The following is a 26,194-nucleotide window of genomic DNA, read 5'->3' on the forward strand; positions in this document are numbered from 1 at the left end:
CGGAATGATAACTTGCGGCTTGAGAGCGATCACCCGAATTCGACAACGATGCGACGGGGGACGACCAGCACATGCAGATCAAGGCCACAGCGGTGGCGGATGGTTCGGCGGGCACCGAAACTTCCGGCACGGAAACACCCGCCGATCACCCGGCGGTCGCGCACGTCGATCCGAAACAGTCGACGCTCACCCAGGTGGCCGTCGCGCAGTCATTGGTTACCCGATCCGACGTCGAGGCGAGCGCGCCCGCTCAAGATAGTCCGCTCGGTGTGAACGACCAAATCGCGGTCGGCCAGGACCTCACCCGCGGTCCGGCGACCGCCATCGCGGCCGGTGTCCGCGACGGCTCGCTGACCGCGACGGAGGTGGTCGAGGCCACCATCGCCCGGATCGTCGCCGAACACCGGAACACCAATGCGTTCAGCGTCATTCGGGCCGAGAAGGCCCGATCCGAGGCGGCGGCGCTGGAACAGCGCGCGGACCTGGACGTGCTGCCGCTGGCCGGTGTGCCGATCGCGATCAAACACAACATCGCGGTGGCGGGCGAGACGATGCGGTCGGGCTCGGCGGCCACCGATGCCCGCCCGGTCGCCGATGATCATGCGGTGGTGCGCAGGCTGCGCGCCGCGGGCGCGGTGATCGTCGGGCTCACCACCGTGCCGGAGCTCGGGCTGTGGGGCACCACCGATACCCCGGACCGGATCACCGGCAACCCATGGAATGTCGCGCGCAGCGCGGGCGGCTCGTCCGGCGGTGCGGCCGCCGCGGTCGCCGCCGGGCTGGTGCCGATCGCGCACGGCAACGACGGGCTCGGCTCGCTGCGCATCCCCGCGGCCTGCTGCGGCGTGTTCGGCATCAAGCCGGGGCGCTACACGGTGCCTGCGGAGATCGGCGTCGACTCCTGGTCCGGGATGATCGAAAACGGTGTGCTCGCAACGACAGTCGGCGACGCGGCGCTCGCGCTATCGGTGCTGGCCGCCCGGCCGGACCTAGCCGAGGTGGATCCACCGGGCCGACTACGCATCGGCCTAGCCGTGGCTCCGCCGTACCGCTTCTTCCGCGTCGACCGGCAGTGGACCAATGCCGCCCGCACCGCCGCATCGGTGGCCGCGGCGGCAGGCCATCTCGTCGAGCCGACCACGCTGCCCTACGGCGACGCGCTGATCTCGATCTTCTTGCGCTGGTTGGCCTTCGGTTCCCGTGACGCCGCCGTGCTACCGAATCCCGAACGGCTGCAACCGCGTACGCGCAGGCACCTGGCGCTCGGCCGCCTGGTGCAGCGACTACGCCTGGTCCGCCCGGCGCAGGTCGACCGGGTCGAGGCCCGGCTACTCGAATACTTCGAACGCTACGACGTGGTGATCACACCCACGCTCGCCGGTCCGCCGCCCAAGGCGCGGGCCTGGCACCACCGCGGTTGGCTGGCCAATGTGCTTGCCAGCTCGCGGTTTTCGCCATTCACCCCGCTCTGGAACCTGGTCGGCTGGCCCGCCGCGTCCATCCCGATGGGCATGCACGCCGACGTCGGCACGCCGGTGGCCGCTCAGCTCGCCGGTCCGCCGGGGAGCGAATCCACCCTGCTGCGGCTGTCCGCGCAACTGGAATCGCTGCACCCCTGGCGGCGCACCATCAACTGATCAAGCGCTGACGGCGGGTTGCGGCTGCTGTACCGAAAATCCACCGTCGACGGCGCGTCCGGCGAACTCCAGAATGGTCGGCCGCTGGTCGTCGGCGCGCCACGCCACGGCCAGCTCGCACGGCGCGAGGCCGGCCACCGGTCGCGCGGTGAGGCCGGGCCAGCGGTACATCGGCACGTTGTTCTCGGCGAGCAGGCAGACACCGAGGCCGAGACTCACGGCCTCCAGCTTGTCCTCGGGGGTCGCCGCCTCGGCGCCGATCTTGGGCTGGCGTCCGTTGCGTGCGTCGTTGCCGAGCCAGAAGTCGCGCACCGCACCGGCTTCGGTGGGCAGCGCGATGAACGGCTCGTCGAGCAGGTCGGTGAACTCGATGGTTTCCCGATCGGCCAGCGGGTGGTTCTCCGGGAGCAGCACCCAGCGCGGCTCGGTGCGCAGCACCTGCCAGCGGTAGCGGTTCGGGTCGGGCAGCGGCAGCCACACCAGCGACAGGTCGGCTTGCCGACCGGACAGGCCGCTGGACGGGTCGGTCCACGAGGCCGCGTGCAGCGCGAGCCGGTGACCGCTGGCGCTCTCCAGATCGTTCAACAGTCCACGCCCGAGCGCGGATTGGATGCCGACGCGCAGCACCTCGCCCGCCTCCTGCAGTGAGACGTTGGTGACCTCCCACAGCTCCAGGATCTTGCGCGCGCCCTCGAGCAGTTCCTTGCCCGCCACGGTCAGGGCGACGCTGCGCTGGTTGCGGTCGAACAGGACCACGTCGAGCTGGCGTTCCAGCTGCCGGATCTGACGCGACAGGGTGGGTTGAGCGATGTGCAGCCGCTGAGCGGCGTTGGTGAAGTGCAGTTCCTCAGCGACGGCGACGAAATACCGCAGGTCGCGCAAATGCGGGTCCATAGCCCCTTGCTATCAGAATCAGTCCTGAATTTCCAGCCTTATCAGGCCAGAAAGTTCGGATACGGGTACCAAAACATTCGACAGGTTTGTTAGGGACAGCATATTGCTTGTGATGGTGTGATGCACCATCGACTCCGCGAATGTTCGGCATGCAACCGCTCGTCTCGGCGGCGAACCGCATCTGGGCGCTTGACCAGCAATGATGTTCGCTTGGGGTGCGTCGAGCAAGCCCGAACTGGCGGTCTGTACGGTTGCCGTTCGTCCGCTGGACACCCCCATCTGGCCGACCAGCGGTCATTTGCCCCCTCCGTAGTGACTTTCATCACATTTTGGTTTGTATTGCTGCAAGACTCGCAATTCGGACCTTCGCTACGCATGTAAAAGCGCCGCGGCCCGGACGAATCCTGAACCGCGGCGCCGCTGCCGAACCGGGATCAGACGCTGCGTGCCCGGTCCTCGTACGCCTTGCGCTTCTCGGCGTCGACGTAGTCGAGGAACGCGTGACCCGCGCCGAGCGCCCTGGCGATGCCGTCGCCGACCGCGTCCGGCAGCAGGCCGACGACCTGCGAGATGAAGCCCGCCACGGCGGTCACCCTGACCTTCGACTTCGGCGCGACGATCAGCCCGACGATGGCGTCGGCGATCTCCTCCGGCTCGGCCGGGCGCAGCAACTTCGGCGCGGTGACGCCCGCACCGAGCTCGGTATTGGTCAGTGTCGGCAGCACCGAGGAGAAGCGCACACCGGATTCCCGGTACTCCTCGCGCAGCGTGTCGGTGAAGCCGAGCACCGCGTGCTTGCTCGCGTTGTAGGTGGCCAGGCCGGGGATGTGCGTCTCGCCGGCGAGCGAGGCGATATTGATGACGTGGCCGCTGCCGCGCGGCAGCATCCGGGCCAGACCCAGCTTGGAGCCCAGGATTACGCCGTAGACATTGATGTCCAGGATCCGCCGGGTGATCTGGTCCGGCTCGTCCACCAGCTTGCCGGTCGGCATGATGCCCGCGTTGTTGATCAGCACGTCGATCGGGCCGACGGTGCGCTCGACCTCGTCCAGGAAGCTCTCGAACGAGGTGGCGTCGGTGACATCGAGCTTGCCGTACAGCTCGAAGCCGCGGGCGGTGCCGGACTCCTTGACCGTGGCCTCGTCGATATCGCCGATCGCGACCTTGGCGCCGAGCGCCTGCAGCGCGGTCGCGGTGGCCAGCCCGATGCCGCGGGCGCCGCCGGTGATGACGACGACCTTGCCGCGAATCTTCGAAGTGTCGGTCACTTGTTGTCTCCCTTGAGTTTCAGCACAGCGGGAATGTCGATCCGGCGCAGCCCGCGCGCCCCGGCGGCCCGCATCGCGGCGACGGCGAACAGCAATTTGGGCATCTGATAGGGGAACCAGAACAGTTCCTTTTCCTGGGTCGGCAGCAGCGGGGTGGTGATCGCCTGCTGACGGCAGTACTTGCGGACACCGTTGGCGCCGCCCCAGCGCGCGCCGACGCCGGACTGGCCCCAGCCGCCCATCGGCAGGGCGAAGCTGAACAGGTTGACGAAGACGTCGTTGATGTTCACCGCGCCCGCGTTGAGCTGGCGGGCGATCCGCTCGCCGCGTTCCTTGTCGCCGGTCCACACCGACGCGGACAGCCCGTAGATCGAATCATTGGCCAGCCGAACGGCTTCCGCCTCGTCGGCCACCTTCATCACCGGCAGGGTCGGGCCGAAGGTCTCCTCGGCGACGCAGGACATGGTGTGGTCGACATCGACGAGCACCGTCGGCTCGAACGCGGTGCCGAACCCGGCCCGCTTGCCGCCGGTGAGCACCTTCGCTCCGGCCGCGACGGCCTCGTCGACATGGCGCTGCACGATGGAGGTCTGGTTCTCGTTGGCCAGCGCGCCGACATCGTGCTTGGACTCGCGGCCGTCGATGCCCTGGCGCAGCGCCTTGACGTTCGCGGTCAGCTTGGCCACGAACTCGTCGTAGATCGGCGCCTCGACATACACCCGCTCCACCGAGATACACACCTGGCCGGAGTTGAACATGCCGCCGAACGCGATGCCGTGCGCGGCCCGGTCCACATCCGCGTCGGCCAGCACGATGGCCGGGTCCTTGCCGCCGAGCTCCAGGCTGTACGGGACCATCCGCTCGGCGCAGGCCACGGCGATCTTGCGGCCCGTCGCGGTCGAGCCGGTGAACTGGATGTAGTCCGCGTTCTCGATGACGGCAGCGCCGGTCGCGGCCGCGCCGGTGACCACCGCGAACACCGGCGGAGCGCCGATTTCGGCCCAGCCCCTTGCCATTTCGAGCGCGGAAAGCGGCGTCACCTCGGACGGCTTCAGGATCACCGCGGCACCCGCGGCCAGTGCGGGGAACACGTCGAGCGCGGGCATGGCGAGCGGGAAGTTCCACGGCGTGATGACGCCGACGACCGGATACGGCTTGTACACGGTGGTCAGCTTCTTGACCCGGGCCAGCGGGCTGTGCGGGGACGGATGATCGTCGGCGAGGAATTTGGCGGCGCGACGCGCGTAATAGCCGAGCAGGTCGGTGGCGAACGCGGGATCGATCAGCGAGTCGACGCGTGGCTTGCCCGTCTCGGACTGCACCACATCGGCGATCGTGTCGGTGTTGTCGATCAGCCAGTCCTGCAATTTGAGCAGCCATTCTTTGCGGCCGTTCGGGCCGATGGCTTCCCATTCCGGCTGGAACAGCCGCAGCTCACGGACCTTGGCCGCCACTTCGTCGGCGCTCATCTCGGGCACCGTCCCGACCACCGCGCCGGTGCCGGGATTGCGCACCTCGATGACGGCCGGTGCCTGCTCCGCCGCCTTCTTCGCAGTTGTCTTGCGCGCCGGTGCTTTTTTAGCCGCGCCGGGCGCTGGTTCGGTATTGGTCACGCTGTTCTCCCACTGACGTTGTGCTGTGAACCGCGTGGGCTGACGGATGTGAGTCAGGCCACTGAACTATGAGAGTGGCACAATTCGGGGGGAGATTCTTGGCTCAGTTTGTCAACCGAGTCGAGTGGATTTGTGCTCAAAGAACAAATGGAGGCGTCGTGACGGCCGCATCATCACCCGATCGGATCGGGCCGAACAGTGAAGTGGTCCGCGACTGGCTGGCGGAGTACGTCTTCGAGACGATGCGCACCGAGACGCTCGAGCAGATCGTCGCCCGCCTCGACAGCGCCATCATCGCGCGCGTCCCGGAGCTCGCCGACCGCGATGTGCGCCGCGACCTCGCCGCGAGCACCCGTGCGCACGCCAGGGCCGTGCTGAGCGGAATCACCAGTGACACTTTCGAATACGCGCTACCCGAGGAGGCGCACGCCTTCGCGCGCACGATCGCCCGGCGCGGCTTCGAGCTGCGCATGCTGCTGCGCACCTATCACGTCGGCATGGAGGCGGTGCTCGACTACATGAGCGAGGCGGTCGATCAGCGGCAGGCGCCGCCGGAGATCGAGCGTGCGGTGATGCTGCGGATGTTCGAGCGCGCGACCAAGTGGGTCAGCCTGTCGGTCGAGTTGCTCACCGACACCTACATGGAGGAGCGCGAACGCGTCCTGCGGGCCGCGCTCAACCGGCGCACCGAGACCATCCGCGCGCTGCTGGCCGGTGACGAAGTGGACGTGGACCAGGCCTCGGTCCGGCTCGGCTACCGGCTCACCCAGCGTCACGTCGCCTTCGTGCTGTGGACCGACGAGAGCGAATCCGGCAGCGGGGACGGCGAAGTCATCGGTGTGCTGGAACGAGTCGCGGCCAGGGTGGCCGCCGGGATCGGCAACGGCCGGGTGCTCACCGTGGCCTCCGGGGCCAGCGGCATGTGGGCGTGGGCCGGGCTCGACGACCTGCCCGGTGCCGAGTCGAGCCGCAACGAACAGGGACCCGGTGAACCGGGCGCGCTGGAGCGCATCGCCGCCGGGCTGGTCGAATCCCCGGTCCGGGTCGCCTTCGGCGTGCCCGCCGGGCAGGTCGCCGGATTCCGGCAGAGCCATCGCGAGGCGGTGGCCGCCAGGCAGGTGGCCGAGCGTGGTCCGGCGGGCACGCCACGGGTGATCGGCTATCGCGAGGTGGAGGTGGCCTACCTGGCCGGCGCCGACGACGCGGCGATGCGCGGTCTGATCGGGCGGGAATTGCGTCCGCTGTCCGGTACCGACCCGAACGCGGCGCGGCTACGCGAGACGCTGCACGCCTACCTGAAAAGCCATCGCAGCCCGGAGGCCACGGCGAAACTGCTCGGAGTGCACAAGAACACGGTTCGCTACCGGATCCAGCGCATCGAGGAACTGCTGGGCTATCCGATCGAGCAGCGCAGCCTGCCGTTGGAGCTCGCCCTCGCCTGCGTCGCCGCATACGGGGTGGCCGCGCTGCCCTGATTCAGCGATCAGTCGGCCTTCGCCTCGCCCGCCGCGACCCGGCGCAGCGGCGGATCGGCCGGCGCGACGGCCGGGCGATCGGGTAGGTCCGCCAGCAGTTGGGTGGTGGCCGCGGCGATGGCCGTGACGGCCTTGTCGACGGCCGCCTTGGTGGTCGAGCTCAGGCCGGACACACCACCGACCGTGCGCACGTACTGCAGTGCGGCAGCATAGATTTCCTGCTCGGTCGGGGCAGGGTCCAGGCCGCGAAGGAGGGTGATGTTACTACTCATGCGAGCACAGTAGCTCTCGCACACGCTGTGCGGCAGAGCAAGAAAACACCCGGACCGAAATTCGCGCGGCCCGCATCAGTGCGTGGCACCGCGTCCGGTGCTCGGCGCGAGCGGGCAAACTCCGGCGCGCCAGCACAGACACGCAGAATTCGTCCCATTACACAGGCTCTTCCAAGATCTATGGGGAACAATCGGGATCATGCCTGCCCGCGGTGTACCCACGTTGACGACCTTCCCGTACGAGGAGCTGGATCAGCGCGAAGAGGACCACTGGTCCGGCGCCGCCGTAGCCGATGACGAATTGCGCGCGCTGGCGCTCGGCGCGTTCTACTCCGCGCGCTGGGATGCCTTCCACGACGCGCTGCTGCTCGGCCCCGAGCGCGAGCATCCGCTCGGCGACCGGCGCGAGCTCGCCATCGACACGCTCACCGGCGCCTGGGGCATCACCGACGCCACCGAGGCCCAGGCCTCCATGGAGCAGCTGCTGGACGGCATGCACGCGCCGCTGTACGCGCTGGTCCATCCGCTGGTGATGGCCTCGATCAACGCCAGCGAGCGGGACCGGTTCGGCGAGCGCGCCGATCGGCACCGGGCGTTCCTGCGCCAGGTCGGCTCGTTCCGCGGCATGGACAATCCGGAGGCGCTGGTCCGCGACTACGACATCTGGTCCCAGGCCATCAAGATCGGCTTCACCGATCACCTGGCCCGCCCGCTGCCCAGCGACATCCACGCGTGGGACCTGGCCCGCGTGGTCGCGGTCGCCAGGATGGCCTTCACCGCCGGCTACCTCGACGCCGACCTGGCCTGGGACTACCTGGCCCGCGCGCTGCCCATCGCGCAGGCCAAGTACCGCAACTGGCGCCAGTTCGGCGACGCCTACCTGACCGGCTGGACCTACTGGCAGGCGTGCGAAGACCTCGCCGAGCTGAAGAACGGCGGCGTCGACCGCCGGATGGAGCTGCTGCGCCTGTGGATCCGTCCGACCAGCCCGTGGCGGCGGATCAGTCTGACCGTGCCGCCGGTAGTGCAAGCCTGAGCGGTCAGAGCCCGTCGGGCAGGGAACGGAGAATGCCGCGGCCGTAGCGTTGGAACTGCGCGTCGTCGACCATGCCGAGCGAGTGCCGCTCGACGAGCAGTTCCCACTCCGAGTACAGCTGGGACACACCGGGATCGGCGGGACCCGCGCCACCGTCGGCGGAGTCGCGCCGCACGGCGAAGTTCACCGCGAGGGTGACGCGTTCGGTGTCGGCGCGATCGGTACCGGTGAAGTGCAGGGTGATGTTGCCGTCGTGCACATCCATCCCGGTCGCACCGCGCGCCGCGCCGATCTCGCCCGCCATCGCGGGCGTGCCGTCGGTATTGCGGGCCCAGAGCACGGCGGGGATGGGTAACTCGTGCGCGTAGCGCTCGCCGGTGCCGACGGAGATGAACAGCAGCCGCCCGGTCGTCGCGGCGAGCAGGCCGGGGCCGGTGCCCGCGGGCGGACGCGCGGTCGCGATCGCGGTCTCCAGCACGTACTCGTCGGGCGTGACATACCGGTGCAGCGCGGCGATGGCGGGTTTCGCCTCGCGGTGCGGGGCCATCCTGCGCACGGCCCGGTCCACGTCGGCCCGGGTAGGGCCGGATTTGCCCCAGGTGGGGGCGGGCGGGTTCAAGTCGGGGGCGGCCACGTCGATGCGCTGGGTCGCCAGGATCTGGCCGTTGATCCGGTCCACGATCTCGGTCGCCGCGGGCACGTCGTGCTCGGCGATCAGCACGGGCAGTGGGGTGCGGTCGGCGGGCACGCCGGTCAGAACGGGTGTGGGGTATCGCAGGTAGATCTCGATGACAACAGCGTCGTCGGCGCGTCGATTCAACCGGACCTTCAACAGGTCGGTGACCGGTACGTCGAGCACCCGCTCGCCATCGGAGCCAGGCCGCAGGACGATCAATCGCCCGCGCCCGTGACGCACTATCGCTGTGGGTGTCCGTAGCTCAACTATGTCCATACCCCCTGCGCTCTGTTGGATTTGCGGTGTTCGCGGTGCCCTGCGTGGTTACGCTGCGCTGCCTCCTCCGGGCCTGACGCTCGCACCGCGGTGTTGGATTTGCGGTATTCACGGTGCCTCCGTGGTTACGCTTGCTGCCTCCTCCAGCTCGTCGGGCACTCCGCGGGGGTTGCGTTCGCGGGTCCTCGCCGTGCTGTGCGGGGTGACGCTTCGCTGCCTCCTCCGGGCCCGTCGCTCGCCCCGTCGCTTTCGGATTCACAGTGCTCGCGGGCACTCCGGTGGTTAGGCTAGCGACCGCCTTCGTGCCTGTTACTCGCCCTGCGGTGTTGTGTCGTCGCTCACGATAGGCCGAACATGCCATGATTGTGACCAGTTGGAGTAACCCGGACCGGGGTCTTCGGGAACCACCGAGGTCCCTCGACCGTTTACCTCTTTAACTGCACCAGCAGCCGAACTGCGCGATGTATCGACTAGACCGTACGCGGTAACGTGGCATGTCCGCATCCGAACCCTCCCGGAGCCGGACGCGCCCGACGCATCGCTAGCACGAACCGGAGACACCGGAAAGGACTGGCCGGACCGGCCGACGCTCTATGAACCGCAAGACTGTGTTTCGCACCCTGGCCATAGTCTCGGGCATTTTGCTCGTGATCTATGCGTTCAGCTACTTCGGAGATGACACGCGCGGCTGGAAGAGCGTCGATACGTCTGTCGCATTGAGCCAGCTGAACGACAAGAGCAACGTCGAGAACGTTCAGATCGATGATCGTGAACAGCAACTGCGCATCGAGCTGAAGAACGGCAACGACGCGACCAGTGGCCAGAAGAAGATCATCGCCAAATACCCGGGCGGCAGCGCGAGCGCCGGGCAGGTCTTCGACGCCGTGAAGAATTCCGGCGCCAAGTACAACACCGTGGTCAAGCAGGAGAGCTGGCTCACCCAGATCCTGCTGTTCGTGTTGCCGATGATCATCCTGCTCGGCCTGTTCGTCTTCGTCATGGCCCGCATGCAGGGCGGTGGTCGCGGCGGCATGATGGGCTTCGGCAAGTCCAAGGCCAAGCAGCTGTCCAAGGACATGCCCAAGACCACCTTCTCCGACGTGGCCGGCGCCGACGAGGCCGTCGAAGAGCTCTACGAGATCAAGGACTTCCTGCAGAACCCGGTCCGCTACCAGGCTCTGGGCGCCAAGATCCCGAAGGGCGTGCTGCTGTACGGCCCCCCCGGCACCGGTAAGACGCTGCTCGCGCGCGCCGTGGCAGGCGAGGCCGGCGTGCCGTTCTTCACCATCTCCGGCTCGGACTTCGTCGAAATGTTCGTCGGTGTCGGCGCGTCGCGCGTGCGTGACCTGTTCGAACAGGCCAAGCAGAACAGTCCGTGCATCATCTTCGTGGACGAGATCGACGCGGTCGGCCGTCAGCGCGGCGCGGGCCTCGGCGGTGGCCACGACGAGCGTGAGCAGACGCTGAACCAGCTGCTCGTCGAGATGGACGGCTTCGGTGACCGCACCGGCGTCATCCTGATCGCGGCGACCAACCGTCCCGACATCCTTGACCCCGCGCTGCTGCGCCCCGGCCGGTTCGACCGGCAGATCCCGGTCGGCAACCCCGACCTGGCCGGTCGCCGCGCCATCCTGCGGGTGCACTCGCAGGGCAAGCCGATCTCGCCCGAGGCCGACCTGGACGGCCTGGCCAAGCGCACCGTCGGCATGTCCGGCGCCGACCTGGCCAACGTGATCAACGAGGCCGCCCTGCTCACCGCGCGGGAGAACGGCGCCGTCATCACCGGCGACGCGCTCGAGGAGTCGGTGGACCGGGTGGTCGGTGGACCGCGCCGCAAGAGCCGCATCATCAGCGAGCACGAGAAGAAGATCACCGCCTACCACGAGGGCGGCCACACCCTGGCCGCCTGGGCGATGCCGGATATCGAGCCGATCTACAAGGTGACCATCCTGGCCCGCGGCCGCACCGGCGGCCACGCCATGACGGTGCCCGAGGACGACAAGGGTCTGATGACCCGCTCGGAGATGATCGCCCGCCTGGTGATGGCGATGGGCGGCCGCGCGGCCGAGGAACTGGTGTTCCACGAGCCGACCACCGGCGCGTCCTCGGATATCGACCAGGCCACCAAGATCGCTCGCGCGATGGTGACCGAGTACGGCATGAGCTCGCGCCTCGGCGCGGTGCGCTACGGCCAGGAGGCGGGCGATCCGTTCCTCGGCCGCTCGATGGGCCAGAGTTCGGACTACTCGCACGAGGTCGCCGGTGCCATCGACGAGGAGGTGCGCAACCTCATCGAGGCCGCGCACACCGAGGCGTGGGCCATCCTCAACGAGTACCGCGACGTGCTCGACGTGCTGGCGACGGCGCTGCTCGAGCGGGAGACGTTGCACCGCAAGGAACTCGAGGGTCTGCTGGCCTCGGTGCAGAAGCGGCCGAGGATCACCGCGTTCAACGACTTCGGTGACCGTGTTCCGTCGACCAAGCCGCCGGTGAAGACGCCGGGCGAGCTGGCGCTGGAGCGCGGCGAGCCGTGGCCGCCGCCGGAGCAGATCCCCGCACCGCTGCCCGCAGGGGCGGCCAGGGAGAACCAGCCGGCCAACGGTTACCCGGGTGACAGCGGCTACCACGCGCAGCCGCAGTACGGCTACCCGGCGCCGCCCGCGACCGGCTACCCGGCGCCGCACGACCCCGCGCAGGGCGGTTACCCGCAGCGCGGCGGCACGCACGGCTCGCGCCCGGACTACGGCGCTCCCGCCGGTTGGTCGGCCCCCGGCTGGCCGCCGCGGGACGAGCAGCAGCCCGGCCAGCCCACCGGCTGGACCGAGCCGCAGCAGCGCCAGGGTTACCAGCCGGCCTGGGGCCCGCAGGGTGGCACTCCGGACGGCGGCTACGACCGTGGCAACTACGGCGAGCACCCCGGTTACGAAGAGCCGGGGCACCCGAACCCGAACGGCGAGGGTGACAAGAACGAATGGGATGGACCCAACAACGGCCGGCACTGAAGTAGGGCGGCGCTCGCGTGACCTCAGCGGTCGCGCGAGCCGCCGCCTCCGGGCCTATTGCTCGCGCCGTGCGCGGTGACGATTAGGCTCGACCATCGGGGTGCCGAGTAATTGCCGGGACCCGAGATTTTGGAGGTGTCCTCGATTGTCGGCCAACAATCACATCGGCGGCCACGTGCTCGCCGATTCGGACGGTTTTGACGAAGACGGTTCCGGCAACGGCGTGACCAGGCCGGAGCTCATCGCTCTGGAATCCGGTCGACCGTTCGACCAGGACAGAGCCGAAGCCGCGATCCGGGAATTGCTGCTCGCTGTCGGTGAGAATCCCGACCGCCCCGGTTTGATCGACACCCCCGCGCGCGTCGCCCGCGCCTACCGCGAAATGTTCGCCGGGCTCTACGTCGAACCGGACGCGGTGCTGAACACCACGTTCGACGAGGGCCACCAGGAATTGGTGCTGGTCCGCGACATCCCCATGTACTCCACCTGTGAACATCACCTGGTGTCGTTCCACGGGGTCGCGCACGTCGGCTACATCCCCGGCAAGCACGGCCGGGTCACCGGGCTGTCCAAGCTGGCCCGCCTGGTCGACCTGTACGCCAAGCGCCCCCAGGTGCAGGAACGACTGACCAGCCAGGTCGCCGACGCGGTGATGCGCAAGCTGGACCCGCGCGGCGCCATCGTGGTGATCGAGGCCGAGCACCTGTGCATGGCCATGCGCGGCATCCGCAAGCCGGGCGCGAGCACCACCACCTCGGCCGTGCGCGGCCTGCTCCAGTCCAGCCCGTCCTCGCGCTCCGAGGCCCTCGATCTCATTCTGCGGAAGTGAACGAGGCTCCGATGACCGCAGGTGGGAGCAGCTTCGCGCGCGGCGGTCGTTCCTGTGTGGTGATGGGCGTCGTCAACGTCACCAGTGATTCGTTCTCCGACGGCGGTCGCTATCTCGATCCCGAGGTCGCCGTCGCGCACGGCATCGAGTTGTACGCCACCGGTGCCGACATCATCGATGTCGGCGGCGAGTCGACCAGGCCGGGCGCGGTGCGGATCGACTCCGACACCGAGGCGGCCAGGGTCGTCCCGGTGATCCGCGGCTTGGTCGCGGCGGGCGTGCCGACCAGCGTCGACACCATGCGGGCCAGCGTCGCCGAGGTCGCGCTCGCGGCGGGCGTCTCGGTGGTGAACGACGTCTCCGGCGGCCGCGCCGATCCCGACATGGTGAAAGTCGTTGCCGCCGCCGGTGTCCCGTGGATCCTCATGCACTGGCGCGCGGGCGCGGACTACCGCCACACCGGCCCGGCCGACCACTACGACGACGTGGTCGCCGAGGTGCTCGCCGAACTGACCGCCCAGGTGGACCTGGCCGTCGCCGCGGGCGTGGACCCGGCCCGGCTGATTCTCGACCCCGGTCTCGGCTTCGCCAAGAACGCCGAGCACAACTGGGCGTTGCTCGGCGCGCTGCCCGAGCTGGTCGGCAACGGCCTGCCGATCCTCATCGGCGCCTCCCGTAAACGTTTCCTCGGCGCGCTGCTCGCCGACGACGCGGGCCCGCGCCCGCCCGACGGCCGGGAGACCGCCACCGCGACCGTCTCGGCGCTGGCCGCCTTGCACGGCGCCTGGGGTGTTCGCGTGCACGATGTGCGCGCGTCGCTGGATGCCATCGCCGTCACCGACGCCTGGCAGGCCGCCGCCCGCACCGCCTCTACCCACCACAGCTCGCAAGGAGCACACCGATGAATCCGACTCCCGCCGACGTCGCGCCGGGTGCGGCGCAGGAGATCCGGCGCGGCGCCGACCGCATCGAGTTACGTGGCCTGCGGGCGTTCGGCCACCACGGCGTGTTCGACCACGAACGCCGCGACGGCCAGGAGTTCATCGTCGATCTGACCGTCTGGGTGGACTTTTCGGTCGCCGCCGCCTCCGACGACCTGGTCGCCACCGTGGATTACGGCCTGCTCGCCGGGAACGCCGTGCGCATCATCGAGGGCCCGCCGCGCAATCTCATCGAGACCGTGGTCTCCGAGATCGCCGACGACGTGATGACCGACCCGCGCATCAGCTCGGTCGAGGTGGTCGTGCACAAACCGTCCGCCCCGATCCCGCACACCTTCGCCGACGTCCGCGTGGTCGCCTCGCGTCATCGTGGGGAGATTGCGTGAACGAGCGAATTATGGGCGAGGGGCAGTCGTGACGCGCGCCGTCCTCTCCATCGGTTCCAATATGGGGGACCGGCTCGCTCATCTGCGCAGTGTGGTGGATGGTTTCGGCGAGCGGGTCGTCGCGGTGTCGCCGGTGTACTCGACTCCACCGTGGGGCGGCGTCGAACAGGACGACTATCTCAATGCCATTGTCGTGGTGGACGATCCGGAGCTCGACTGCACCGAGTGGTTGCGCCGCGGCCAGCGGCTCGAGCAGGCCGCCGATCGGGTCCGCGAAGTGCGCTGGGGCGCACGAACACTCGACGTCGACGTGATCTGGTGCGCGGAGCGCGTGGACGACGAGTTCGTCGCGGTCCGCAGCGCCGACCCGGAGCTGACGTTGCCCCATCCGCAGGCGCATCGTCGCGCGTTCGTCCTGGTCCCGTGGCTGGATGTGGCGCCGGACGCGGTGCTCGAGGTCGACGGCAGAGCCCAGGCGATCACCGACCTGCTCGATGAGCTGCCGGTCGACGAGCGCAGCGGCGTGCGGCGCACCGAACTTTCCCTGCTGCCCGGCGCCGAAGGAACGGCCTCGTGCAGTTGAAACCCACCCGAATTCTGGACTTGGCGGCGAACGTGATCATCGCCGCTCTCGTCGCGTGGGTCGCGACACGGATGGCCTACGACAGTTTCCCGCCGATCTCGACCTTCGCGGGCGCGTCGCTGTACCCGGTCGCGGCCATCGAGGCGGTGCTGGCGTTCGTGATCCGGGCCAGGGTGAACGACAACCAGCTCGGCAACGGCAGGCATCAGCTGCATCCGATCACCGCGGCACGGGCGGTCGCGCTGGCCAAGGCGTCGCTGCAAGTCGGTTCGATCGCCGCGGGGGTGTGGCTCGGCTTCCTCTGCTGGGTGTACCCGCAGCGGGGCAGCTCGGGTGCGGCCGCGGCGGACAGTCCCGGCGCGATCGTCGGGATGCTGGCGGGGGTCGCTTTGGTTGCTGCGGCCCTGTGGCTCGAGTATTGCTGCCGGGCTCCCGACGACCCAACCGATGATCCGGCAACCACTTAGCAAATTATCGTTTCGGAATTGCCGCACCGAGTTGTGGGCGCGACGAGTCGATCAAGCTACCCTGGCTTGCATGGTTTCACCCTCCCGTACCAGCACTTCCCGTCGACGGCGGGACGACGCGGGAAAATTGTTCATCGGCGTATTGATTGTGCTCGGTCTGGTTGCCAGCGTTTTCCTGGTCTTCAGCAACAGCTTGCAGTTCGTCCGGATCGGTCTTGTCGCGGCCCTGTGGGCGGCGGTCATCGGCGCATTAGCTGCGACGAGATATCGCAAGGAAGCGACGATCGACAAGGCCAAGGTTCGCGATCTTCAGACGGTTTACGAGTTGCAACTCGAGCGTGAGGTCACCGCCAGACGCGAATTCGAGCTCGGTATCGAGGCCAGGGTGCGCGAGGAAGTCGGCGCCGACGCCACCGAGCTGGCCGCGCTGCGCGCCGAACTCACCGTGCTCCGGACGAGTCTGCAGCGGCTGTTCGACGGCGATCTGCCGATGGATCGCCCCGCATTGCGCGCCGACGCGACCCGGATCCAGGAGCTGACCAGCACGGTCGGCGAACCGGCGAACAATAGCTCCGCGAATGCCGGACCCTGGTCCGGGCCGGCGAACCAGCAACCGCGCAGCAGTGTCACCCCGGTCTTCGTCCCCGATCATCCGGAGCCGCCGCAGTTCGCCAGCCCCTTCGACGATCCGGTCACCGCCGAGACCTCCGCGGTCTCCCTCGAAGACGCGACGGCGAATGATGCCGACGTCGCCGAGGTCGAGAACAGCGACGGGCCCGGCCCCGAAAAGCGCACCGAGGATGCGGAGCAGTCCGGTTGGTCGGATGCCTTCACCGAGGGCCCGGTCATCCAGCCGGCTCCCGCGCCGAAGCCCGCCCCCAGGCCTGTCCCGTCCTATCAGACGACCCGCCCCTCGGCCTGGCCGACGACCGAGGGCCCGACCGTCGGCACCGCCAGCTCGCGCAGGCGGCGGCGGGCCGAGACCGAGGCGAACTCCGACATGCCCGAGCGCCGGTTGTCGGTGGCCGAGATCATGGCGAACCTGCAATCGGAGGAGCAGAGCCGCGACCGGCGCTGATGGGTGTCTTGTAAATCACTGCCCAGGGCCGTGGCACTGGCAAACATCGGGCCGATATTCTCGATGACGTACGTCCGGTACCCGCACGGCGGGACTGGAACGAAATCGAGAGGACACTGTTGACCTCGAGAAGCGTGAATCCTGACGACGCGCCTTCGGGCTTTCCCGTGTCGAGCGACCCGCAATCGGTGGCGAACGGCGACCCCGCGCCTGCCCGCCTGACGGTGGGCATCGTCTCGGCGGGACGCGTCGGCTCCGCCCTGGGCGCGGCACTCGAGCGCGCCGGACACGTCGTGTTCGGTGTCGCCGCGATCTCCGATGCCTCGGTGCGGCGCGCGCAGCACCGCCTGCCCGACTCGGAGATCCTGCCGGTCGAGGACGTGGCCGCGCGCAGCGAACTGCTGGTGCTCGCCGTGCCCGATACCGAGCTGGCCGGTTTGGCCCGGGGCCTGGCCGGCGCGAAGGTGGTCCGGCCGGGCACGATCGTCGCGCACACCTCCGGCGCGAACGGCGTCGGCGTGCTCGCCCCGCTGGCCGACATCGGCGCCATGCCGTTGGCCATTCATCCGGCGATGACCTTCACCGGTCACGACGAAGACATCACCCGCTTGAGTAACGCCTGCTTCGGCATCACCGCCGCCGACGAGATCGGCTATGCCATCGCGCAGGCGCTGGTGATCGAGATGGGCGGCGAGCCGGTGCGGGTGCAGGAGCACAACCGCGCGCTCTATCACGCCGCGCTCGCGCACGGCAGCAATCACCTGGTCACGCTGATCGTGGATGCCGTTGCCGCACTGCGGGTCGCGCTGGACGGGCCCGGGCTGCTCGGGCAGCAGATCGTCGACGATCAGCCGAACGGGCTGGCCGAGCGACTGCTCGCCCCGCTCGCCTCGGCCGCGCTGGACAACGCGCTGCGGCGCGGGCAGTCCGCGCTGACCGGCCCGGTGGCCCGCGGTGACGCGGACGCCGTCGCCGCCCACCTGACCGCACTGGAATCCGTTGACCCGCGCCTGGCCGAGGGCTATCGCGCGCTGTCGCTGCGGACCGCCGAACGGGCGGGCACCAATCCCGCCGTCATCGAACTGTTGAAAGGGCGCTGATGTTCGACCCGAAATTGCGCGGCGCTTATAAGCCCGGCGAGTTGACCGTGCACCACGATCCCGCCGTGCTCACCCAGGTGTCCACCGCGCTGCGCAGCGTCGGCCGCACCGTCGCGCTGGTGCCGACGATGGGTGCGCTGCACGAGGGCCATCTGGAGATCGTGCGGCTGGCCAAGAAGAACAATCAGGTCGTCATCGTCTCGATCTTCGTGAATCCCTTGCAGTTCGGCGCGAACGAGGACCTCGACAAATACCCGCGCACCCTCGACGCCGACGTCGAACTGCTGCGCGCGGAGGGGGTCGGGCTGGTGTTCGCGCCGAGCGTGGCCGAGATGTATCCGGACGGTCCGCGCACCACCGTGCAGCCGGGCCCGATCGGCGCCGAGCTCGAAGGTGCCAGCAGGCCGACGCATTTCGCGGGCATGTTGACCGTGGTCGCGAAGCTGCTGCAGATCGCGCGGCCGACCGAGGTGTACTTCGGCGAGAAGGACTACCAGCAGCTCACGCTGATCCGGCAGATGGTCCGTGACCTGAACTTCGACGTGAAGATCAAGGCGGTGGCCACCGTGCGCGAGCACGACGGCTTGGCCATGTCCTCGCGCAATCGGTTTCTCGATGCGGCACAGCGGGAATCGGCGCTCGGCCTGTCGGCTGCGCTGGCCGCGGGCAGGCACGCGGGCGGCCTCGGCCCGGACGCGGTGCTCGCCGCGGCCCACCAGGTGCTCGACGCGGTGCCTGGCATCGAGGTCGACTACCTCGAATTGCGTTCCACCACACTCGAACCCGCCCCGGCGACCGGCAATGCCCGGCTGCTCGTCGCCGCCAGGGTCGGCCCGACCCGGCTGATCGACAACGTCGCCATCACCCTCGGCGCGCCGATCGACGGCCACCCCAACGTCTCCGCCGAGCGGATCTCTCAGCCTGCCTAGGCGACTCACCAACGAAAGGCCGACGCAATGCTGCGCACCATGATGAAGTCGAAGATCCACCGCGCCACGGTGACCCACGCCGACCTGCACTACGTCGGCTCGGTGACGGTGGACCAGGATCTGCTCGACGCCGCCGATCTGCTCGAAGGCGAGCAGGTCTGCATCGTCGACATCGACAACGGCGCCCGCCTGGAGACCTATGTCATCGCAGGCGAACGCGGATCCGGCGTGATCGGTATCAACGGCGCCGCCGCCCATTTGGTCCACCCCGGCGATCTGGTGATTCTTATCGCCTATGGCCAGCTGAACGAGCAGGAAATCGCCGAATACGCTCCGAAGGTCGTTTTCGTGGACGAGCGCAATCGCCCGATCGAACTCGGTTCCGATCCGGCGCACGCACCCGAAGGCTCCGGGCTGACCTCGCCGCGCTCCCTGTCGCTGGCCTGATCGGCCGCGCCGGACATGCTGCTGACCATCGACGTCCGCAATACCAGTATTGTGCTCGGCCTGTTCTCGGGCAGCGGCGCGCATTCGAAACTGGTGCGGCACTGGCGGATCCACACCAATCCGCTATTGACCGCCGACGAATTCGCCATGCAGGTGCGTGGCCTGATCGGCGCGCAACTCGACGAGGTGATCGGAGTTTCCGCGCTGGCCACGGTGCCGCCGGTGCTGCGGGAACTGCGCACGATGCTGACCCAGTATTGGGGCAATGTGCCGCACGTGCTGGTGGAGCCGGGCGTGCGCACGGGTATTCCGCTGCTGGTGGACAACCCGAAAGAGGTGGGCGCGGACCGGATCGTGAACTGCCTCGCCGCCTATCAGCACTATTCGTCGCCGGCGATCGTTATCGATTTCGGTACCGCGATCTGTGTCGACCTGGTTTCGGCGAAAGGCGAGTTCCTCGGCGGCATCATCGCCCCCGGTGTGGAGATATCGACCGAAGCCCTGGTGGAGCGCAGTGCGCTACGCCGCGTCGAGCTGGCAAGGCCGCGTTCGGTGCTCGGTAAGAACAGTATGGAAGCCATGCAGTCCGGTGCGGTTTTCGGTTTCGCCGGGATGGTGGACGGACTGATCGACCGGATTCGCGACGAGTTCGAGGCCTTTGCCGGCAGTGACGTCGCGGTGGTCGCGACGGGCCCGAGCGCGGCGCTGATCGTCCCGGAATCGGAGACCATCGACGATCACGACCCCTACCTCACCCTCACCGGCCTGCGTCTCGTATACGAGCGAAACCAGCGCCGCAAGGGTGGTGTCTGACGGTGCTTGCCGGTACCGCGCCGAGTGCTGCTACACTCACCGCTGTGTATTTCCGCGTGCGCACTCAGGAGTGTTGTCGAGGCTGACCTGGCCTCGACCGATCGAGGCTGCCTATCGCCCTCGACCGTTCGCAACCTCCTGGAGATTCGCTCATGCGTTCTTCCGTTCTCTCCCTTTCCTCAGCCCGGGATGCCTTTTCGGCCAGCCCGCCGCTGGACCGTGCCGTGGCCTCCGCATTGCCGACGCGTCTGCGTCCCGCCGATTTATTGCGGCTGACCGATGAAGGCGCCGAGGACGTGCTGGCCGGACGCTACGACCACCTCCTCCCGGCCGATGGCATTTGGCCCTCCGATGAACGCTGGGCGGCCCGCCTGCTCACCGACGACGAAGTGGATGTCTGGCTGATCAGCTGGACACCGGGGAAATCGACCGAACTGCACGACCACGCAGGCTCGCTCGGCGCCCTGACCGTACTCAGCGGCGCCCTTTCCGAATTCCGCTGGAACGGAACCGAACTGCGCCGCCGGGTCCTCGGCGCGGGCGATCAAGCGTCGTTCCCGATCGGCTGGGTGCACGACGTGATGCGTGCCCCGGCGCATTCGGTGGCCGACAGCGCCATCGACGCGCCATTGGATCCCGCCCTGCTCGAACCCACGCTCAGCGTGCACGCCTATTCTCCGCCGCTCACCGCCATGTCCTATTACGAGGTCACCGGCCACGGCACCCTGCGGCGCACCCGAACCGTTCTCACCGACCAGCCCGAAGGTGATATGTAATGAGCGAACGTTTGACCATCGACCAGATGCTCGACAACGCGCGCGCCCAGCTGAACCGGATCTATGCCTTCGAATTGCCGAAGGCCCTCGCCAGGGGCGCGATTCTGGTGGACATCCGGCCGCAGGCCCAGCGGGTGCGCGAAGGCGCGTTGCCGGGTGCGCTGGTGATCGAGCGGAATGTGCTGGAATGGCGGCTCGATCCGACCAGTTCGGCCCGTTTGGCGCTGGCCACCGATCATGATGTGGAATGGATCATCGCCTGCTCCGAGGGCTATACCTCCAGCCTTGCCGCGGCCGCGCTGCAGCAACTCGGGCTGCATCGGGCGACCGATCTGGTGGGCGGCTATCACGCATTGAAGGCGGCGGGTCTACTGCACATCGGAATCCGGGCGCCGCACTTCGCGCGCGAGGTGGACGCGCTCGCCTCGCTGTAATTGGCGGCAACGCTTCCATCTCGAATCATCAGGTCGCACAGCCGGTTTCGTGCGCCCATCGATGCATGCTCGCTATTCCGGGTGATTACGGTCCGCGCAAATCCGGCGGGCAAAGCGGTCTCGTGCCGAGACCGATTCGTTACTCCGTGATCTAGGCAGGGCGGGCCGCAAAACGATTTCCGGTGCACGCTAGGGTTGTTGGATGTGAGCACCACCAACACTCCCTCGTCCAGCGATACCGCATCGGATTCGCGGCCTGCCGTGGCGTCCGACGCCGACGACGCACCCGAACAGATACGGATTCGCAAGGAGAAGCGGGAGCGGCTGCTCGCGGACGGCGGCGACGCGTATCCCGTGGTCGTGCCCCGCACGCATACCCTCGCCGAAATTCGCGCCGCATATCCGGATCTTGCCCCGGACACCCAGACCGGGCTGCAGGCCGGTGTCGCTGGTCGCGTCATATTCATGCGAAATACCGGCAAGCTGTGTTTCGCCACGCTGCAGGAGGGTGACGGCACCAAGCTGCAGGCGATGATCAGCTTGAACGGTGTCGGCGCCGACGCGCTCGCGGCCTGGAAGGCCGATGTCGACCTCGGTGACTTCGTTTTCGTGCACGGCGAGGTGATCTCGTCGCGGACCGGAGAATTGAGCGTCATGGCCGATTCCTGGTTCATGGCGGCCAAGTCGCTGCGGCCGCTGCCGGTGGCGCATAAGGAGATGAACGAGGAGTCGCGGGTCCGGCAGCGCTATGTCGATCTGATCGTGCGCCCGGAAGCGAGGGAAATGGCGCGCACCCGGATCGCGGTGGTGCGTGCGATGCGCAATGCGCTCGAACGCCGCGGTTTCCTCGAGGTGGAGACGCCGATGCTGCAGACGCTGCACGGCGGCGCGGCGGCCCGGCCGTTCGTCACCCATTCCAATGCCCTGGATATCGATCTCTACCTGCGTATCGCGCCGGAGCTGTTCCTGAAGCGCTGCGTGGTCGGCGGGCTGGAGCAGGTCTTCGAGATCAACCGGAACTTCCGCAACGAGGGTTCGGACTCCACGCATTCCCCCGAGTTCGCGATGCTGGAAACCTATGAGGCGTACGGCACCTACGACGACTCGGCCCGGATGACCCGGGAATTGGTCCAGGAAGTGGCCCAGGAGGTGTTCGGCACCCAGGTGGTGACGCTGGCCGACGGCACCGAATACGACCTGCGTGGCGAGTGGGCGACCGTCGAGATGTACCCGTCGCTCTCCGACGCCCTCGGCGTGTCCGTGACACCGGAAACGTCGATAGCCGAATTGCGTGCGCTCGCCGATCGGGTCGGTCTGGAAATTCCCGAGGACAAGGGCTATGGCCACGGCAAACTCGTAGAGGAACTCTGGGAACACCAGTACGGCGACAAGCTGTACGCACCGACTTTCGTGCGCGACTTCCCGGTGGAGACCTCACCGCTCACCAGGCAACATCGCACCAAGGCCGGGGTCACCGAGAAGTGGGACCTCTATGTCCGTGGCTTCGAGTTGGCTACTGGCTATTCGGAGTTGGTCGATCCGGTGATCCAGCGCGAGCGCTTCGTGGATCAGGCGCGACTGGCCGCGCAAGGCGACGACGAAGCGATGGCGCTGGACGAGGACTTCCTTGCCGCGATGGAGCACGGCATGCCGCCGACCACCGGCACGGGTATGGGAATCGATCGTCTGTTGATGGCGTTGACGGGTCTCGGAATCCGGGAAACAATACTGTTCCCAATTGTGCGGCCGGTCACTCGCTGACCGGCTGATTGCAAAATCTCGGCCTCGTCTTGGAAAATTTGGAATTCGAGGTATTCTTGCCTCGGGTAATCGGCCTAGTATGCGGGTCGCACGATTTCGAGAGGACGTTCATCTCATGGCAAAGAAGGTCACCGTTAGCCTGATCGACGATGTCGATGGTGAGTCCATCGCGGACGAGACCATCGAGTTTGCGATCGACGGTGTTTCGTACGAGATCGACCTGTCGTCGGCAAATGCCGCGAAGCTGCGTGACGGGCTGGAGGAGTGGGTTTCGAGCGCGCGTCGCGTGAGTGGCCGCCGCCGGACCAAGGCCGCTGCGACCGCGACAGGTGCCCCGAAGAGTCGGGTCTCGATCGACCGGGAACAAAGTGCAGCAATTCGCGAGTGGGCTCGTCGGAATGGACACAAGGTGTCCGCGCGGGGGCGTATCTCCGCCGACATCACCGATGCGTACAACAAGGCCGCGAAGGGTTAGTTTCATATTTTTCAGCCGCCGTCCCAGCGAATCGTGCGACGCCGGGGCGGCGGTTTTCTCTTTCTCCGGTGGCTCATAGGCTGCTGATATAACCGCGCCGCGCGATGACACGCTGGGAGAAGTGGCGCGCGGATCGATCTTGCTCGTGGTTCCGGGACGCGGCACCATGGAAACGTGCGACGGTCACTGACGGTATGGAGAGGCGAGGTATCTGCGCAGTGACTGGATTCGTCGGATCATTTTTGCGATTCCAAGATGACACGGGTCGCCAGCAGGAACTCATGCTCTCCGCCGAGCGGGAGCGGGTGACGATCGGGCGCTCCCCGCAGGCCGACCTCGCGCTGCCGTGGGACGCCGAGGTGTCCAGGCTGCACGCCGCGATCGAATATCTCGGCGCCCAGTGGACCATCGTGGACGACGGGCTTTCGCGCAACGGCACTTTCGTCAACGGCGACCGACTGGTCGGCAGGCGCAGGCTGATGGCAGGCGACGTCATCCGGGTCGGCACCTCGCGGGTGTCCTTCCACGATTTCGGCGGGGTGGCCGACGACATCACCCGCGTCTCCAGCGGGACGGTGCCGCCCAACTTCCGGCAGCTCACCGAAACTCAACGCTCGGTGCTGATCGCGCTGTGCCGTCCGTACAAGAACGGCGCGGCCTTCGCGACGCCCGCCTCCAATCAGCAGATCGCCGAGGAACTTTTCCTCAGCGTCGACGCGATCAAGACGCACCTGCGCGCGCTGTTCGCCAAGTTCGGCGTCGAGGACCTGCCGCAGAACGCGAAGCGGGTCCGGCTGGCGTTCCTGGCGATCCAGAGCGGACTCATCTCCGACCGGGACCTGTGACGCTCCGATAGACGATTGCTTAGGCGGCCGAGTGTCTCGGCCATGGAGAGCCGTGTCCGAACCGGCTTGACTGATACCCAGCGAACCGGAGCGATGAGGGCTCCGGTCGGGGATTGTTCACAGGAGGAATTATGACCGCCGCACGCCTGATCACCTTGGTCGCGGCCATCCTGGCCACCGGGTTGATCGCGGGCCTTTTCTACGGCTACGCGAACTCGGTGATGCCTGCGCTGAACCAGACCGACGACCGCACGATGATCGACGTGATGCAGAAGATCAACGTGGTGATCATCAATCCGGTCTTCATGATCGGGTTCCTCGGCACCGTCGGCTTCTCCATCTTGGCGGCGGCGCTGCACCTGGGGAAGGATCAGCGCACCACGTTGATCTGGATCGGGGTCGGCTTGGCTATCAACATCATTGCCTTCGCAGTCACCTCCGGTCTGAACGTGCCGTTGAACGATCGGCTGATGGCCGCGGGCGATCCGTCTCAGATCGCTGACCTGGCGGCGGTCCGCGCCGACTTCGAAGCCACCTGGGTCCGGTGGAACATCGTCCGGGCGGTGCTGCACACGCTGGCCTTCCTGGTGCTCTGTGGTGCGCTTTTCGTGTCCGGCCTGCAGCAGGGCAAGGCGAACGCCGCAGCGTCGCCTGCGTCCGCTCAGCAGGTGGCGCAGGGTCACTTCCCGGGCCAGTCGGGGCAGTTTCCCGGCCAGTCGGGCGCCCCGACCTACCGGTAGGGCTGAAGACCAACCGCCACAACCAGTTTCGCGACTCGGCTCCGCCTGGGACACGCTGCACGGTAACTTTCTGGAACACGTTCCAGATTTGGAGGCCCCGTGCGGCGTATCCCAGGCTTTTCGTTGCTCCTGTTCGTACTGGCCGCGCTGTGGATCACCACGGCGAGCCCCGCACAGGCCGAGCGGTATCCGGTCGACTACAACTTCTTCGCGGGCATCCCGAACGAACTGACGCAGCCGGGCGGCTCGCTGCTCGGCGCCAACGACTGGAACTGCCGGCCCAGCGCCGCGCACCCGAACCCGGTGGTGCTCGCGCACGGCACCGGCGGTGGAGCACAGACGAATTGGGGTGTATACGCGCCGCTGCTCGCCAATCAGGGCTACTGCGTGTACTCGATGACCTACGGCGCCTACGACCTGCCCTGGCCCATCTCGGCCATCGGCGGCATGTTGCCAATGGAGCAGAGCGCTCCCCAGTTCGCGGCCTTCGTGAACCGGGTGCTCGCCGCGACCGGCGCGCGGAAAGTCGACATCGTCGGTCACTCGCAGGGCAATTTCATCGGCAACTACTTCGTCAAACGGCTCGGCGGCGCGGCCAAGGTGGACAAACTGGTTGCCATCGCCCCGCCGTGGCTCGGCTCGAACGTCGCGGGCGTCGCCGAGATCGCGGCCTTCAGCCAGCGCCTCGGCGCCGGACCGGCCTTCGACGCGCTGGTCGGCTCGCTGTGCCAGGCCTGTCGCCAGGTCTTTGCCGGCTCGGACTTCGTGCGGGCGCTGAACGCCGACGGCGTCTACCACCCGGCGGTCACCTACACCAATATCGCCACCCGCCTGGACGAACTCGTCGTGCCGTACACGTCGGGGCTGGTACCCGGGCCGAACGTGACGAATATCGTGGTCCAGGACGGCTGCGGGGAAGACTTCTCCGAGCACGCGGGCATCGCGGGCAGCCCACGCGCCGCGGCGTACGTGCTCAACGCCCTCGACCCGGCCCATCCACAGGACGTGCCGTGCGGTTTCATCCCGCCGTTCACCGGGTAGCACCCCCGGCGAGCGCCCGATTCGGACAATGTTGTTCGCTGAGGGCAAAACCCGATTCGGAAACGAATAGTGCAACGCTCACGTTATGAGTGAATGACCGTGCTGACGCTGGTCGCCAATAGGGTGGACTGGCGGCGGCAGCATCCCCCGCCAACTAGAGTGGAGGCGGGGGCCGCAACCCCCGGGCTTCATGGCAGGCTGACGCCCACGGTTGTTACACAGCACACTGCGGCGTCTGTTGCCAGAATGTCGGAGCAGGAGAGTGAGGGAGCGATGTTCGAGAGGTTCACCGACCGCGCGAGGCGTGTCGTTGTCCTGGCCCAAGAAGAGGCCCGGATGCTCAACCACAACTACATCGGTACCGAGCACATCCTGCTGGGGCTGATTCATGAGGGTGAGG

The 26,194-nt window shown here is 67.7% G+C and carries 27 protein-coding genes; 22 read left to right on the forward strand and 5 right to left on the reverse strand.

Going from position 1 to position 26,194, the window contains the following annotated elements:
• Nucleotides 1-71: 71 nt before the first annotated feature.
• Complete coding sequence (locus IBX18_RS38900; RefSeq protein WP_194838392.1) at nucleotides 72-1,637, forward strand: amidase; 1,566 nt, start codon at nucleotides 72-74, stop codon at nucleotides 1,635-1,637.
• Here the strand turns inward: IBX18_RS38900 and IBX18_RS38905 are convergent, their stop codons facing one another.
• The 3 genes from IBX18_RS38905 to IBX18_RS38915 form a co-directional block, all read right to left on the reverse strand.
• Nucleotides 1,638-2,531, reverse strand: a complete 894-nt coding sequence (locus IBX18_RS38905; protein WP_194838393.1) for a LysR family transcriptional regulator — start codon at nucleotides 2,529-2,531, stop codon at nucleotides 1,638-1,640.
• Nucleotides 2,532-2,965: 434 nt separating this feature from the next.
• Entirely contained in the window at nucleotides 2,966-3,799 is an 834-nt protein-coding gene (locus tag IBX18_RS38910; protein ID WP_194838394.1) for an SDR family oxidoreductase, read from the reverse strand.
• Nucleotides 3,796-5,412 (reverse strand): aldehyde dehydrogenase family protein, encoded by a 1,617-nt coding sequence (locus IBX18_RS38915; protein WP_194838395.1) that lies wholly within the window; start codon nucleotides 5,410-5,412, stop codon nucleotides 3,796-3,798. Before IBX18_RS38915 ends, IBX18_RS38910 begins: the two co-directional genes overlap by 4 nt.
• A gap of 158 nt (nucleotides 5,413-5,570) precedes the next feature.
• Between IBX18_RS38915 and IBX18_RS38920 the strand changes: the two genes are divergently transcribed.
• On the forward strand, nucleotides 5,571-6,887 hold the full coding sequence (locus tag IBX18_RS38920) for a CdaR family transcriptional regulator (RefSeq protein WP_306796596.1): 1,317 nt from the start codon (nucleotides 5,571-5,573) through the stop codon (nucleotides 6,885-6,887).
• An 8-nt stretch (nucleotides 6,888-6,895) separates the two neighbouring features.
• Here IBX18_RS38920 and IBX18_RS38925 read toward each other — a convergent pair whose 3' ends face one another.
• A complete protein-coding gene (locus IBX18_RS38925) occupies nucleotides 6,896-7,159 on the reverse strand; it encodes a DUF2277 domain-containing protein (RefSeq protein WP_194838397.1) in 264 nt (87 codons plus the stop codon).
• A 199-nt stretch (nucleotides 7,160-7,358) separates the two neighbouring features.
• Between IBX18_RS38925 and IBX18_RS38930 the strand changes: the two genes are divergently transcribed.
• Nucleotides 7,359-8,195, forward strand: a complete 837-nt coding sequence (locus tag IBX18_RS38930) for a DUF1266 domain-containing protein (RefSeq protein ID WP_147129486.1) — start codon at nucleotides 7,359-7,361, stop codon at nucleotides 8,193-8,195.
• 4 nt (nucleotides 8,196-8,199) lie between these two features.
• Here IBX18_RS38930 and IBX18_RS38935 read toward each other — a convergent pair whose 3' ends face one another.
• A complete protein-coding gene (locus tag IBX18_RS38935; protein WP_306796597.1) occupies nucleotides 8,200-9,054 on the reverse strand; it encodes a hypothetical protein in 855 nt (284 codons plus the stop codon).
• A 686-nt stretch (nucleotides 9,055-9,740) separates the two neighbouring features.
• On the opposite strand from IBX18_RS38935, the gene ftsH reads away from it, so the two are divergent.
• The 19 genes from ftsH to IBX18_RS42625 all read left to right on the forward strand — a co-directional run.
• Nucleotides 9,741-12,149 carry an ATP-dependent zinc metalloprotease FtsH gene (gene ftsH / locus IBX18_RS38940; protein ID WP_194838399.1) on the forward strand — a complete coding sequence of 803 codons (2,409 nt, stop codon included), beginning with the start codon at nucleotides 9,741-9,743 and terminating at the stop codon, nucleotides 12,147-12,149.
• 223 nt (nucleotides 12,150-12,372) lie between these two features.
• Entirely contained in the window at nucleotides 12,373-12,978 is a 606-nt protein-coding gene (folE, locus tag IBX18_RS38945) for a GTP cyclohydrolase I FolE (RefSeq protein ID WP_194838435.1), read from the forward strand.
• 11 nt (nucleotides 12,979-12,989) lie between these two features.
• Nucleotides 12,990-13,883 (forward strand): dihydropteroate synthase, encoded by an 894-nt coding sequence (gene folP, locus IBX18_RS38950; protein ID WP_194838400.1) that lies wholly within the window; start codon nucleotides 12,990-12,992, stop codon nucleotides 13,881-13,883.
• Entirely contained in the window at nucleotides 13,880-14,305 is a 426-nt protein-coding gene (gene folB / locus IBX18_RS38955; RefSeq protein ID WP_194838401.1) for a dihydroneopterin aldolase, read from the forward strand. The genes folP and folB overlap by 4 nt, the downstream gene beginning before the upstream one ends.
• A 28-nt stretch (nucleotides 14,306-14,333) precedes the next feature.
• On the forward strand, nucleotides 14,334-14,888 hold the full coding sequence (folK, locus tag IBX18_RS38960) for a 2-amino-4-hydroxy-6-hydroxymethyldihydropteridine diphosphokinase (protein ID WP_194838402.1): 555 nt from the start codon (nucleotides 14,334-14,336) through the stop codon (nucleotides 14,886-14,888).
• A complete protein-coding gene (locus tag IBX18_RS38965; RefSeq protein WP_194838436.1) occupies nucleotides 14,885-15,355 on the forward strand; it encodes a DUF3180 domain-containing protein in 471 nt (156 codons plus the stop codon). Before folK ends, IBX18_RS38965 begins: the two co-directional genes overlap by 4 nt.
• A gap of 70 nt (nucleotides 15,356-15,425) precedes the next feature.
• On the forward strand, nucleotides 15,426-16,433 hold the full coding sequence (locus IBX18_RS38970; protein WP_194838403.1) for a DUF6779 domain-containing protein: 1,008 nt from the start codon (nucleotides 15,426-15,428) through the stop codon (nucleotides 16,431-16,433).
• Nucleotides 16,434-16,621: 188 nt separating this feature from the next.
• Entirely contained in the window at nucleotides 16,622-17,533 is a 912-nt protein-coding gene (locus IBX18_RS38975) for a Rossmann-like and DUF2520 domain-containing protein (RefSeq protein WP_194838437.1), read from the forward strand.
• Entirely contained in the window at nucleotides 17,533-18,462 is a 930-nt protein-coding gene (panC, locus tag IBX18_RS38980) for a pantoate--beta-alanine ligase (RefSeq protein ID WP_194838404.1), read from the forward strand. The genes IBX18_RS38975 and panC overlap by 1 nt, the downstream gene beginning before the upstream one ends.
• Nucleotides 18,463-18,489: 27 nt before the next feature.
• A complete protein-coding gene (gene panD, locus IBX18_RS38985) occupies nucleotides 18,490-18,909 on the forward strand; it encodes an aspartate 1-decarboxylase (protein WP_194838405.1) in 420 nt (139 codons plus the stop codon).
• A 15-nt stretch (nucleotides 18,910-18,924) separates the two neighbouring features.
• Nucleotides 18,925-19,722 carry a type III pantothenate kinase gene (locus tag IBX18_RS38990; RefSeq protein ID WP_107653836.1) on the forward strand — a complete coding sequence of 266 codons (798 nt, stop codon included), beginning with the start codon at nucleotides 18,925-18,927 and terminating at the stop codon, nucleotides 19,720-19,722.
• A 152-nt stretch (nucleotides 19,723-19,874) separates the two neighbouring features.
• Nucleotides 19,875-20,498, forward strand: a complete 624-nt coding sequence (locus IBX18_RS38995; protein WP_147129479.1) for a cysteine dioxygenase family protein — start codon at nucleotides 19,875-19,877, stop codon at nucleotides 20,496-20,498.
• An 11-nt stretch (nucleotides 20,499-20,509) separates the two neighbouring features.
• A complete protein-coding gene (locus tag IBX18_RS39000; protein ID WP_107659964.1) occupies nucleotides 20,510-20,932 on the forward strand; it encodes a rhodanese-like domain-containing protein in 423 nt (140 codons plus the stop codon).
• A 261-nt stretch (nucleotides 20,933-21,193) separates the two neighbouring features.
• Nucleotides 21,194-22,693 (forward strand): lysine--tRNA ligase, encoded by a 1,500-nt coding sequence (lysS, locus tag IBX18_RS39005; protein ID WP_107653838.1) that lies wholly within the window; start codon nucleotides 21,194-21,196, stop codon nucleotides 22,691-22,693.
• A gap of 115 nt (nucleotides 22,694-22,808) precedes the next feature.
• The gene (locus IBX18_RS39010) at nucleotides 22,809-23,168 is read left to right on the forward strand and encodes an Lsr2 family protein (protein ID WP_107653839.1); all 360 of its coding nucleotides are present in this window, start codon (nucleotides 22,809-22,811) and stop codon (nucleotides 23,166-23,168) included.
• Between the two features lie 281 nt (nucleotides 23,169-23,449).
• Complete coding sequence (locus tag IBX18_RS39015; RefSeq protein ID WP_228542497.1) at nucleotides 23,450-24,013, forward strand: FHA domain-containing protein; 564 nt, start codon at nucleotides 23,450-23,452, stop codon at nucleotides 24,011-24,013.
• A 131-nt stretch (nucleotides 24,014-24,144) separates the two neighbouring features.
• Entirely contained in the window at nucleotides 24,145-24,753 is a 609-nt protein-coding gene (locus tag IBX18_RS39020; RefSeq protein WP_194838406.1) for an anthrone oxygenase family protein, read from the forward strand.
• A gap of 99 nt (nucleotides 24,754-24,852) precedes the next feature.
• Complete coding sequence (locus IBX18_RS39025) at nucleotides 24,853-25,794, forward strand: triacylglycerol lipase (RefSeq protein WP_194838407.1); 942 nt, start codon at nucleotides 24,853-24,855, stop codon at nucleotides 25,792-25,794.
• 93 nt (nucleotides 25,795-25,887) lie between these two features.
• The coding region (locus IBX18_RS42625; protein WP_228542442.1) for a Clp protease N-terminal domain-containing protein at nucleotides 25,888-26,194 on the forward strand (307 nt) is incomplete at its 3' end.

This window comes from Nocardia sp. XZ_19_369, from assembly GCF_015355715.1.
Classification (GTDB): Bacteria; Actinomycetota; Actinomycetes; order Mycobacteriales; family Mycobacteriaceae; genus Nocardia.

Bases quoted from the DNA above. Each gene is read 5' to 3' on its own strand.
- IBX18_RS38900 (WP_194838392.1), top strand. From the start codon at position 72: ATGCAGATCAAGGCCACAGCGGTGGCGGATGGTTCGGCGGGCACCGAA.
- IBX18_RS38905 (WP_194838393.1), bottom strand. From the start codon at position 2,531: ATGGACCCGCATTTGCGCGACCTGCGGTATTTCGTCGCCGTCGCTGAG.
- IBX18_RS38925 (WP_194838397.1), bottom strand. From the start codon at position 7,159: ATGAGTAGTAACATCACCCTCCTTCGCGGCCTGGACCCTGCCCCGACC.
- IBX18_RS38930 (WP_147129486.1), top strand. From the start codon at position 7,359: ATGCCTGCCCGCGGTGTACCCACGTTGACGACCTTCCCGTACGAGGAG.
- ftsH (WP_194838399.1), top strand. From the start codon at position 9,741: ATGAACCGCAAGACTGTGTTTCGCACCCTGGCCATAGTCTCGGGCATT.
- folP (WP_194838400.1), top strand. From the start codon at position 12,990: ATGACCGCAGGTGGGAGCAGCTTCGCGCGCGGCGGTCGTTCCTGTGTG.
- folB (WP_194838401.1), top strand. From the start codon at position 13,880: ATGAATCCGACTCCCGCCGACGTCGCGCCGGGTGCGGCGCAGGAGATC.
- IBX18_RS38970 (WP_194838403.1), top strand. From the start codon at position 15,426: ATGGTTTCACCCTCCCGTACCAGCACTTCCCGTCGACGGCGGGACGAC.
- panC (WP_194838404.1), top strand. From the start codon at position 17,533: ATGTTCGACCCGAAATTGCGCGGCGCTTATAAGCCCGGCGAGTTGACC.
- panD (WP_194838405.1), top strand. From the start codon at position 18,490: ATGCTGCGCACCATGATGAAGTCGAAGATCCACCGCGCCACGGTGACC.
- IBX18_RS38990 (WP_107653836.1), top strand. From the start codon at position 18,925: ATGCTGCTGACCATCGACGTCCGCAATACCAGTATTGTGCTCGGCCTG.
- IBX18_RS38995 (WP_147129479.1), top strand. From the start codon at position 19,875: ATGCGTTCTTCCGTTCTCTCCCTTTCCTCAGCCCGGGATGCCTTTTCG.
- IBX18_RS39010 (WP_107653839.1), top strand. From the start codon at position 22,809: ATGGCAAAGAAGGTCACCGTTAGCCTGATCGACGATGTCGATGGTGAG.
- IBX18_RS39015 (WP_228542497.1), top strand. From the start codon at position 23,450: ATGCTCTCCGCCGAGCGGGAGCGGGTGACGATCGGGCGCTCCCCGCAG.
- IBX18_RS39020 (WP_194838406.1), top strand. From the start codon at position 24,145: ATGACCGCCGCACGCCTGATCACCTTGGTCGCGGCCATCCTGGCCACC.